Here is an 11,616-nt window from a genome sequence, read left to right as displayed (position 1 = left end):
TAATTGTGCCGATGCACGATATGCCTACGGCACGCTGTGCGAAGGCACTCCTGCAAGTGCCTTAACAAAAGTTCATACAGTGTCGATTACTTTTGTCCGACTACTTAAGATGTTACCAACTTCACTCAAGGTACTAATTCTCACCGCATCCAAGTCTGGCGTTCCCAGTTCTTCACCCGTCAGGATAGCCGCTAGCATACAAGCGCTGTCTGTGGGAAAAACTAGCTCTGCAATGCCCGAAAACGATCCTGAAAAATCTTGGCGTACCGCAGCTACCCGTCCCCTGCCGAAACTGGTTTGCATTTCTCGTTGCAATTCTTGGGGCAATTTAATTTTAATGTAAGGAATTTGCAAATGAATGTAAGCATCTAACATCTCGTTGAGTACGTTGGCAGCACGACCCACACCAATATTAAGCAGTTCCTGAATTGCATCAATCTGACTGGTTGTTAAGTTCATTGCGCCATCTCCTGAGTGTATCCTAAAGCTTGTGTAATTTTTTGGCGCAATTCTTCTTGTTTGGGTGGTTTGTTCAGAAAGCCCGCAGCTCCCAATTCCATACAGCGTTGTCGAACTCCTACTTGAATATCTGCACTCACTACGATGACAGGGATAGTCGATCGCCGATCGCGCATTGCTTGTAATACCCCAAAGCCATCGATATCGGGCATTAGTAGGTCAACTAAAATGCAGTCCGGTTTGTGGATTGCCGCCATCTCCAGTCCTTCTTGTCCATTAGTTGCTTCCAGGACTTCATAACCTTCTGCTGTCAATGCTTTACGCAGCATCCGGCGCGTAAAGGCTGCATCATCAATCATTAGAATTAAAGGCATTAAATTCTCCTATTATTTAGTAGTAGTTATTGAAATTTTGCTAAATTTTTTGCTCGCTCCAACTTGAAAGTAACTACTTATTCCTAACACGATTTATTTATATTTATATCGAGTATTAATACGGTACTTTATTTAGGTAGATTACGTATTATTACTGATACTTTTAAGCTCTTACCTAAATCACCCAGAACATGACTTTATTTGTTCTGTATAATACAGATATCTGACTATCAAAAATATATCAAACGCCCGATGAACGTCTGATGGACAATCATCTCATCCAAAATTGAATGACGCTCAGAAGAGGCTGAAACCATTGCCAAATCTATCTTAGAGAAAGTGAAGGCAATTTTTGCACAAGTAATTCACAATTTTTTTGAGCTTTATTTATAAATCAATATGGATGAAGATATCAAAGCATTTTTAGCAGACAACTACGAAAATCTCGGCCATATCGAGCGAGATCTAGTTGATTTAGAACAAAATCCCACAGACAAAGATTTGCTCGTCCGGATTTACCGTTCCCTGCATACTATCAAGGGAAACTGCGGCTTTATGGCGTTTGGTAAGCTGGAAGCGCTCACCCACGCTGGGGAAAATTTGCTCAGTCGCGTGCGGGATAAGGAATTAATATTAAATATCGAAATCATCAACACCTTACTGCAACTCGTCGATACTATTCACCAAAGCTGTATCTGTATTAATGCCACCGGAGAAGAGAGTGACTCTGACTACTCGGAACTGATTCAAAGACTAAATGATTTACAGCACACAGCGTATGAAGATAAGCATTTAATTATAGCGCTAAATTCAGAAAACGTTGCGGACTCCCTAAGTACACCGCCTTCAGTACCCAGTAATTATACGCAAATCCCTAATTTGACAAAACCCTCTATATATGATAATCAGACCAAAAATGGCAAAGTCAACAGTAAGGAAGCACCCACACCATTAGCAGCAGCTCAAACCGTGCCCTCGATCCGAGTAGACATCAACTTATTAGATAAGTTGATCAACCTGGTGGGAGAACTGGTATTAGTTCGCAACCAAATTTTGCAATTCGACTCCATCCAGGATCGAGCAGGATTTGAAGCAGCATCTCAAAATTTAAATCGCGTCACTACCGAGTTGCAAGAAGCTGTAATGAAAACCCGGATGCAGCCGATTAGCACGATTTGGAGTAAGTTTCCGCGTGCGATCAGGGATATGGCGATCGCATCCGGAAAGCAAGTGCAAGTCGAGATCGAAGGTGAAGACACCGAACTCGACAAAACTATCATCGAGGCAATCAAAGATCCTCTCACTCACATCATTCGCAACTGTATTGACCACGGAATTGAAATGCCTGATGTACGGAAACTTTCCGGCAAACCCGAGTCAGGACAAGTGCGCTTGTATGCCTTCCACGAAAGCGGTTACGTAAATATTGAAATAATCGATGATGGTGCTGGCATCGATCCAGAACGACTCAAAAACAAAGCACTAAGCTTGGGATTAATTACTGGCGAACAGTTTAATCATTTGAGTGACGGTGAAGCCATCAACTTAATTTTCCTGCCAGGGTTTTCCACGGCTGACAAAGTGACTTGCTTATCCGGAAGGGGAATCGGTATGGATGTGGTGAAAACCAATATTGAAAAAGTCGGGGGTGTGGTTGAAATTTCCAGCCAACGCAAATTAGGTACTGTGTTTAAACTCAAGATTCCTTTAACGCTGGCAATTATTCCGGCGTTAATTGTTACCAGTGCAGGCGATCGCTACGCGATTCCGCAAATGAGTTTAGCAGAATTGGTGCGTTTGGAAGGAGAACAAGCTAAGCGAGGCATTGAATACATTCACAAAGCTCCCGTATATCGTTTGCGAGGTAAATTATTACCCCTCGTTTACTTAAATCGAGAACTTCAGCTAGAAAATAAAGAACAAAAATCAAATCTACAATCTCTAGATGAAGTAGTGAATATCGTCGTTGTCGTGCAAGCCAATACACCTTTTGGTTTAGTGGTAGATTCGATCGACGATACTCAAGAAATTGTGGTTAAACCTTTAGGGAAATTGCTAAAAGATACACCTGGCTTTGCCGGAGCAACTATTCTGGGAGACGGAAGAGTTGCTTTGATTTTAGATGTGCGTAGCATCGCGCAGCGTTCTGGCGTGTTTTCCGAAGCACAAACAAAAGCTCGCTTAGAACAGGAAGGCGCATCCCAGCAACAGACAGATGATGGGCGAGAAATGCTGTTACTGTTTGAAGGTTTGCCTAAGAGTCGCATGGCTATTCCGCTTTCAATGGTTTTGCGTTTAGAAGAAATTCCCATTACTGCTGTGGAAAAAGTAGGCGATCTGACGATCGTTCAATATTGCGATCGCATTCTGCCGCTGATTGATTTAGCTAGTGTATTTAGTCCTCAGCCATTATCTTGTACCAAGAAAAAGGGAGCAACTACCAGAACTAATAATTCCCACTCATCCTTATTAGAAAACCAACTTCTGCAAATGATAGTCGTGTCTTGCTCAAATGGACAGACAGTCGGATTAGCAGTCAGCCGCATCCTCGATATTGTCATGGAAAAACTGACTTTTACTGCCGCGACAAGTCGTCCGGGAGTTAATGCGATCGCTGTCATTAAAGGCCAAGTTACCGAAATTTTAGACCTAGAAGCACTTAATCAGTGGATATCTAATTAGTAAATCACACCTGTAATTAATGGAAAATACTCAATTTATATGGCTCATACTCACCAGTTTTGCACCTTTTATTTAGCTAACATCTGCTTTGGCTTAGACGTAAAAAAAGTCCAAGAAGTCATTCGCTATCAATCAATTACCCGCGTACCTTTAGCACCTCCAGCTGTCCGAGGATTGATTAACTTACGCGGTCAAATTGTCCCGGCTATAGATCTGCGACAGTGTTTGGATATATCTGAATCCGATCCTACTTATCAAAAAAGCAGTATGGCGTGGAGGAATTCTTCAACATCTAATCTATTTAATTACTTTTTTCCCAGCTTAGAGCAACTGCCTCTCAATGCGATCGTGCAGGCAAATGATGAAGTAATCAGTTTGCTGGTTGATGAAGTAGGAGAAGTTTTAGAAATTTCCGAATGCTCTTTTGAACCTCCTCCACAAACGCTCAAAGGCAAAGCACGCGAGTTAATTCAAGGAGCTTATAAACTAAACGATCGCCTGTTGCTCATTCTCGACACTGAAAAAGTTTTTGAGGTTAGCAAAAGATCGGATTGATATTGAAGAATATTTGTATGATATTGATTATTGGCAATTTCAATATCGGTTAAATTAATCAAATGGAGCTAGCATGGATACTTACAATGGCAAAAGAATTGCAAGATTTTTGTTTTTTAAAAAAACAAGTAATCCGAGCAGTAAAGTCACGCAAAAATTATCCGATCCAGAGCCGCTTTCTCAACTAGAAAGCAGTCAACTCGATCGAGTTAAAATTACGTCTGAGCATTGGAACGAATTACTGTCAGTTCTTAAGAGTGCTAGAGATGGCGACTTTAGCGTGCGCTTATCAGAAAATAATGGATGGGGTGAAATTGCTGAAGTATTTAATGGATTGCTCAGCTTAAATCAAAACCTGACCAACGGTATTGTCAGAGTTAGTAATGATATTGGAGAAGAAGGTAAACTAACCGAAAAAATGGGTATGCGCTCAGTAAAAGGTGATTGGGCAACTAGCGTCACAGCAATTAATACTTTAGTTGAAACTTTAGGTCAACCCATCCTAGAAACCGAACAAGCTCTAGCAGCATTAGCGGCGGGAGATTTATCCCGCAAAGTACCTACCAAAATCAAAGGGCGATCGCTCAAAGGCGACTTGCTTCGCCTTAGCACCACAACTAACCAACTAATTGACAATATCGCTTGCTACTCTTCCGAAAAAAATCGCGTGGCAAAACTTCTCAGTCAAGAAGGAAATCTCAGCACTAAAGCAGTCCTCACCGGAGCAACCGGTATCTGGAAAGACCTCACGGAAAATATTAACCAGATGATTGAAAAGCTCAAAGAAGAAGTTCAAACCATTACGAAAATGACTTTAGCGATCGCGCAAGGTGACCTATCCCAAAAAGTCGAAAATAAAACAGTTGGCGAATTCAAACAACTAAGTTATAACGTCAACTTAATGACGAGCAATTTAACCGACTCAGTGCGAAAAATTGCCTCAGTCGCTCAAGCACTTGCCCATGCTTCGGAAGACCTCACCAAAGTTAGCCAACAGCTAAATAAAAATGCAGAACATACATCAGGACAAGCTAATTCTGCTTCAATTTCTGCTGATGAAGTTAACTTAAATGCCCAAGTTGTTGCCACTGGTGTAGAAGAAATGAGCGCCAGCATTAAGGAAATTTCTAAAAGTGCGACTGATGCAGCGATGGTAGCAACTAACGCCGTTAAAATGACCCAAAGCACCAACCAAACTATCGCCAAACTTGGCCAAAGTAGCATTGAGATTGGTAATGTCGTCAAAGTGATTACTTCAATTGCCCAACAAACCAACTTATTAGCTTTAAACGCTACTATTGAAGCGGCAAGAGCCGGAGAAGCGGGCAAAGGTTTCGCTGTCGTCGCTAATGAAGTCAAAGAATTAGCCAAGCAAACTGCAAAAGCAACTGAAGATATCAGTCAAAAAATAGAAACTATTCAGAGCGATACCAAAAGCGCAGTAGCAGCGATCGCACAAATTACAGCGATTATTAACCAAATTAACGATTTCCAAAATACCATCGCCAGTGCCGTCGAACAACAAACTGCCACGACAAATGAAATTGCCAGGAACGTTGCTGGGGCTGCTAAGGGTACATCAGAAATTGCAAATAACATTAACAATGTTGCCGAAGCAGCTCAAAGTACCACAGATGTAGCTAGCCAAACTTTAAAATTTGCCGACCAACTCGCTCTGTTAGCAGCAGAATTGCAAACACTGGTCAGCCAATTCAAATATTAAACCAGTCATCATTAGTGGGTAATTCTCTCGATTAATTACCCACTAACGCGACTATTTACGCCTCGGCGATTGCCAATTATCCTTTCTTAACTACTAATGCGTAAAATTCGCCTCTTGATTGTTGATGATTCTGTTATGGTGCGTCGTCGGGTAAGTGAAGTTTTATCTAATGACCCGGCCTTAGAAGTCGCGGGAGTTGCTGCCAACGGTCAAATTGCTCTCGCGAAGATTGCCCAAGTCAACCCGGATTTGGTCATCCTAGATGTAGAAATGCCAGAAATGGATGGCCTGGAGACATTAGCAGCGATTCGCAAAACTTACCCTAACCTCCCGACGATTATGTTCAGTGCCTTTACGGAACGAGGCGCTACTGCAACACTGGAAGCACTTTCTTTAGGAGCTAAAGATTATGTAACCAAACCTTTTCAAATGGGCAGTATTGAGGCAGCTAATCAGCATCTCCGTCAGGAACTTATTCCCAAAATTAAAGTATTTTGTGGCGAATCGATCGAAACTACTACTTTGAATTCAGATCGGGATTTAAAAACGTCCTCAATCAACCAACAATTAACTTATCGAAAACGGGCAATCCGAAATCCCAAACCGATAGAGGCGATCGCGATCGGAGTATCAACTGGAGGCCCAAACGCTTTGGCTGCAATCTTACCCCAATTTAGAGCAGATTTTCCCGTCCCAATTTTGATCGTGCAGCATATACCGCCAATGTTTAGCCAACGCCTAGCCACACGGCTGAACGCTCGTTGCCAAATCCCGGTTATAGAAGGATTTGATGGCGCGAAATTAGAGCCCGGTACGGCTTATATCGCTCCTGGCGATTTTCACATGAGTGTCGATCGCCTTGGCTCTATCGTTCAACTTCGCATCCACCAAAGCCCTCCAGAAAATTCTTGCCGTCCTGCGGTGGATGTACTGTTTCGATCGGTAGCCCAAACCTATGGTGCAGGAGCTCTTGCAGTTGTACTCACCGGCATGGGTCATGATGGTTTGCGAGGCTGCGAAGGCATCCGGTCAGCCGGAGGTCAAATCTTCGTGCAGGACAAAGCCAGCAGCGTCGTCTGGGGGATGCCCGGATTTGTGGCGAAAGCAGGTTTAGCAGATAAAATGCTGCCTCTAGACCAAATAGCAGCGGAAATTCTGCGCTCTGTCGCTAATTGCATACAGTAACTTATTTATTATTGTTCGGAATTTTTCGCTCAAAATTACTCGGCTTTTTAAGGATTTTATCATGTGGACTAACCTACTCTTACAATTCACTATCCCAGCTTTTCAATCCAGTCATTTTAGTTTTGCCAGCGGCATATTTACCGCTTTATTAGCAGGGGCTGTTGTTCCTATTTTGTTTAAAAGCGCCAAAAAACAAGAAAATATCCTACAGCAAATCGCTCTAATTTCCCAGGCGATCGAAGAAATTGCTAATGGCAAATTCAATACTCGCATTCCTCAATTACAGGGAAACGATTTCGTGCAAGATCTCGCTGAAAATATTAACCAAATGGCAGTTAAGTTTGAAAATCAAATTACTGATTTGAACAACCAAAAGGCTGCACAAAAACTCCAAGACTTAACAGTAGAACAAGCGAGATTGCTGCAAGAAATTGAAAACCGCCAACACGTTCTCGATGAAGCCGCGATTGTCAGCGAGGTAGACCGCAAAGGGAATATTACCTTTGTCAATGACAAATTTTGTGAAATTTCTGGCTATAGCCGCGAGGAGTTAATCGGACAAAACCACCGACTTGTCAATTCTGGTTATCACTCGGAAGAATTCTTTAAAAATTTTTGGGCTACCATTTCTAGTGGCCAAACCTGGAAAGGGGAAATCAATAACAGACGCAAAGACGGCTCGTTTTATTGGGTCGATTCAACCATCGCACCAATTTTTGATGAAAAAGGCAAGATCGTTAAATACATTGGGATTCGCTTTGATATCACGCAACAAAAAGAAGCAACAGCACGATTAGAAAAACTTGCAAATGAACGAAAAAATGAAACAGATTGTTTAATGCAACAAGTGCTGGAATTGTCAAGAGAAATTAACGGGGCAGCGAAGGGAGACTTAACAGTTAAAGCACAAGTTGATAACGAAATTTTAGGAACGATAGCAGATTCCTTTAACTATCTGGTCGGTTCTTTACGTAAAGTTGCGATCGACATTCAAAATGCCACTGACCAAGTTAACCAAGCTACCAAAGTATCAGTAGGCGATACCACTGAACTAGCCCAACAAGCCCGCAGCCAAGCCTCACAAATTGAAGCAACTTTACGGCAATTGGAACGAATGGTCGCCTCTATTAAAGAAGTCTCAGAAGCTGCTAAACGAGCCGAACAAGTCGCCCAACAAGCTGCTAAACGAGCCGAAACGGGTGGCAAAGCTGTAGACCTTACTGTCTCGGCAATCGATCGGCTTCGCGAAACAATAGCGGAAACATCGGAAATGATGAAGTGTTTGGGTGAAGGATCGAGACAAATTGGTAAAATTGTCACTTCTATCTCTGATATTGCATCTCAAACAAACCTACTCGCTCTTAATGCTACAATTGAAGCAGCACGAGCCGGAGAGCAAGGAAAAGGCTTTGCCGTAGTTGCTGAAGAAGTCCGTAAGTTAGCTAAACGTTCTGCTTCTGCTACTGAAGAAATTTACCAAATTGTCCACACCATTCAGGATGCAATTAGTCGTGTAATGGGTGCGATGGAATCTGGTAATCAACAAGTAGTAGAAGGAACGCAAATTGCGGCGGCTGCTAAAACTAATTTAATTGCGATTATTGAAGTCAGTCGCGAAATTAACGGTTTGGTGGAAAACATCACTTCCGCCAGTAAAAAACAGACTTTCTCAGCAGAGGAAATTACAGCTACTGTCAAGCGAGTAAATGCTATTTCTACAACAACTGCCCAAAAATCAGAAGAAGTGACAACCTCTTTAGATGGATTAGCTGTTGTTGTCAATAAACTCCAAAGCTCAGTCGCCAATTTCTGCTCTCAGTAATGCTTTTGAGTTAAAAGTATATGCCTGGTTACTTCTTCAATATCTCGAAACAGTTGAAAGCCAAAAAAATAATTAATGTAGATGTCTATAAACTTTTACGATTTCAATTATCTTCGTGAATTAGTGCGTGGGTATTCCTCAGTTGTCATAAGCAGTGACAAGGCATATTTAGCGGACTTACGCTTAGCGCCTCTAGTTACTAAGATGAAGTTAAATTCCTTGGGAGAGTTAATGAATAAACTACAATCTCAGCCCTTTAATCATTTACATATCCAAGTAATTGAAGCTATGCTTCTGACAGAAACTTCTTTTTTTCGAGATGTCTATCCATTTGATGCGATCGCCAAAACTATCTTACCCGAATTAATACGTAAAAAACAGACACAACAAACTCTCAATATTTGGTGTGCTGCGTGTTCCAGCGGTCAAGAGCCCTACAGTATCGCCATGTTATTATGGGAACAATTTCCCGAACTAGCAACTTGGAAAATTCGTTTACTTGCCACAGATTTATCTCATGAAATGATTGCCCGCGCCCGCGCTGCAAGCTATCACCAGATGGAAATTATGCGAGGGCTACCCAAAACGCTCTTGATGAAATATTTCCAAAACTCTGGCAAGATATGGCAACTAAAAGATAACATTCGTGAAATGGTAGAGTTTCGCCAAATGAATTTAGTTACCGATTCATTGGAAAAGACCATTTTTGACATTATCTTTTTACGTAACGTTCTCATCTATTTCGATTGGCAAACCAAAAAAGCCGTTTTGGACAAAGTTCGAGAAGTTTTATCCCCCAACGGGTATTTATTTCTTGGTAGTGGAGAAACGCCTTTGAATACATATGAAGATTTTCCACCTGTTTCTGGAGCAATCTTAATCGATCCCACAAAAATTAGACCGGGAACTAATTTTTTTAAGTCAAGCTATCCTGGGTTTGAGCATTTTCAAATTGACAAAGCAATCTGTTACAAACCGCACAGTAAATCATATTAAAATAAAATAAATACATAACTGCATCAACCACCAAGGTATCGCGGAAGTTATTAATTCCGCCAAACCCTCAATCTAGTCCCTAGCCCCTATAAAAGGTGCCGCCATGAAAAAGATATTAGTTATTGAAGATACTGCTGAAATCCGTGACAACGTTCAAGAGTTTCTGGAAGCTAAAGATTTCCAGGTAATGGTAGCTAAAAATGGGCGAATTGGTTTAGAACTGGCTCGCCAAAATAAATTCGACCTGGTTCTTTGCGACATCATGATGCCAGAAATGGATGGTTATGGTGTAATTGCACAGTTACGTCAAGACCCAGCCACCGCCGATCTTCCCTTCATATTTCTAACGGCTAAGTGCGATCGAGTAGACTTGCGCTTAGGGATGAACTTAGGTGCTGATGACTATATTACTAAGCCGTTTACTCCCTACGAATTACTGGAAGCGATTACTGCTCGACTAAATCGCGTTGCTCAACAAAATCAAAAACTTAAATCTGTTGTAGAGCGAGTAGAACATTTAGAACACTACGATGCTTTAACTAATTTGCCGAATCCATCAGCTTTACAGGGAGATGAGGGTTATTTGGCGCGATCGATCGTTAAAACCGACAGAAGCAAGCGTTTAGTTCCTTTTTTGCTGTTAGGTTTAGACAGATTTACCAGAATTAACGATACTTTGGGTTATTCCAACGGCAATTTAGTTTTGCAACAACTCGCACAACGATTGATTTTGTTTGGCAAAAGAATTGAAGGATCGGGTATAGTTAGAGTGAGTGGCGATGAGTTTGCTATTGTTTTGCCACCCATTGCTGACCAAGATTCAGGAGTGGGTATAGCGCAAGATATTCTCAAAATTATTGCCCAACCTTTTGACATCGATAATAAATCTATTCTGCTTACAGCTAGTATCGGTATTTCCTTTTATCCATCTGCTCCGACGCTAGAAGAATTGCAAAAACAAGCCAGTATAGCCATGAATTCTGCTAAGCGGGAAGGAGGTAATCGCTGTGTGGTTTATAGCCGACCAATTTTCGGACATGAATTCTCCAGAGATTTGCAACTTGGGGCTGATTTTCATTCGGCTTGGGAACAAAAGGAACTTCAGGTTTTCTATCAACCCAGAGTAGACCTTCGTAATAAAAAAATCGTTGCTTTGGGCGCAGTAGTGCATTGGAAACACCCAGTTAGAGGTTTAATTTCCCTAGAAAAAACTGCTGCGGTTGCCGAGGAAACTGGCTTGACAGTAACTATTAATGAATGGGTGTTGCGTGTTGCGTGTCAACAGGCAAAACTTTGGCGGCATTCCCGCATATCATCGGCAAGAGTAGCTGTGACACTTTCCGAACAGATGTTTACAGACAATGATATAGAATTAACCATTCTTCAAGCCTGTCAAGATGCAGGAATTGAACCTCGTTTTTTAGAGGTGGAGATACCAGCCGATACCATTGTCAATAGTTCTAACATTAACGCCACTGCATTAAAACTAATGACATGGCATAAGCTAGGCATTCAAACTACGATAAGTAATTTTGGCCTCAAACATACTTCTCTAGATTATCTGGATAAATTACGACTAAATAACTTGAAGATAGAAGCAAATTTGGCTTTTGCCAATTTACAGAGTGTTCCGATTCTAAATGCGATCGTTCAAATGGGACATCGCCTCAAACTTAAGGTAGTAGCCGATGGAGTCCAAACAGACGTCGAAGCTGCGATTTTGAGAAAACAAAAATGTGACGAAATTCAACAAAAAGAGGCATTTCCAGCGCACAAGATTGAAAGGGGCTAGGCGTCGGGGGAGCAGGGGAGTGGGGGAG

9 protein-coding genes are annotated in these 11,616 nt (G+C 41.8%); 7 read left to right on the top strand and 2 right to left on the bottom strand.

From position 1 onward, the window contains the following. Nucleotides 1-72 precede the first annotated feature (72 nt). Both H6G03_RS29220 and H6G03_RS29215 read right to left on the bottom strand, forming a co-directional pair. The gene (locus H6G03_RS29220) at nt 73-459 is read right to left on the bottom strand and encodes a hypothetical protein (RefSeq protein WP_190472643.1); all 387 of its coding nucleotides are present in this window, start codon (nt 457-459) and stop codon (nt 73-75) included. Next, a complete protein-coding gene (locus tag H6G03_RS29215) occupies nt 456-833 on the bottom strand; it encodes a response regulator (RefSeq protein WP_190472640.1) in 378 nt (125 codons plus the stop codon). Before H6G03_RS29215 ends, H6G03_RS29220 begins: the two co-directional genes overlap by 4 nt. Before the next feature lie 399 nt (nt 834-1,232). Here H6G03_RS29215 and H6G03_RS29210 point away from each other — a divergent pair, with 399 nt between their 5' ends. From H6G03_RS29210 to H6G03_RS29180, 7 genes are all read left to right on the top strand, one after another. Beyond that, nucleotides 1,233-3,515, top strand: a complete 2,283-nt coding sequence (locus H6G03_RS29210; RefSeq protein ID WP_190472637.1) for a chemotaxis protein CheA — start codon at nt 1,233-1,235, stop codon at nt 3,513-3,515. Between the two features lie 39 nt (nt 3,516-3,554). Beyond that, on the top strand, nt 3,555-4,070 hold the full coding sequence (locus tag H6G03_RS29205) for a chemotaxis protein CheW (protein WP_190472633.1): 516 nt from the start codon (nt 3,555-3,557) through the stop codon (nt 4,068-4,070). 73 nt (nt 4,071-4,143) lie between these two features. Further along, nucleotides 4,144-5,793 (top strand): methyl-accepting chemotaxis protein, encoded by a 1,650-nt coding sequence (locus H6G03_RS29200; RefSeq protein ID WP_242056816.1) that lies wholly within the window; start codon nt 4,144-4,146, stop codon nt 5,791-5,793. A 96-nt stretch (nt 5,794-5,889) separates the two neighbouring features. Further along, nucleotides 5,890-6,978: a protein-glutamate methylesterase/protein-glutamine glutaminase gene (locus H6G03_RS29195; RefSeq protein WP_190472630.1), complete on the top strand. Its 1,089-nt coding sequence runs from the start codon at nt 5,890-5,892 to the stop codon at nt 6,976-6,978. 61 nt (nt 6,979-7,039) lie between these two features. Next, entirely contained in the window at nt 7,040-8,800 is a 1,761-nt protein-coding gene (locus H6G03_RS29190) for a methyl-accepting chemotaxis protein (protein ID WP_190472627.1), read from the top strand. Nucleotides 8,801-9,031: 231 nt separating this feature from the next. After that, complete coding sequence (locus H6G03_RS29185) at nt 9,032-9,796, top strand: CheR family methyltransferase (RefSeq protein WP_242060492.1); 765 nt, start codon at nt 9,032-9,034, stop codon at nt 9,794-9,796. Between the two features lie 103 nt (nt 9,797-9,899). After that, nucleotides 9,900-11,588: an EAL domain-containing response regulator gene (locus H6G03_RS29180; protein WP_190472621.1), complete on the top strand. Its 1,689-nt coding sequence runs from the start codon at nt 9,900-9,902 to the stop codon at nt 11,586-11,588. Nucleotides 11,589-11,616: the final 28 nt, after the last annotated feature.

Origin of the sequence: Aerosakkonema funiforme FACHB-1375 (assembly GCF_014696265.1) — a bacterium.
GTDB classification, from domain to species: domain Bacteria; phylum Cyanobacteriota; class Cyanobacteriia; order Cyanobacteriales; family Aerosakkonemataceae; genus Aerosakkonema; species Aerosakkonema funiforme_A.
This window is presented reverse-complemented; position numbering and strand designations above follow the sequence as displayed.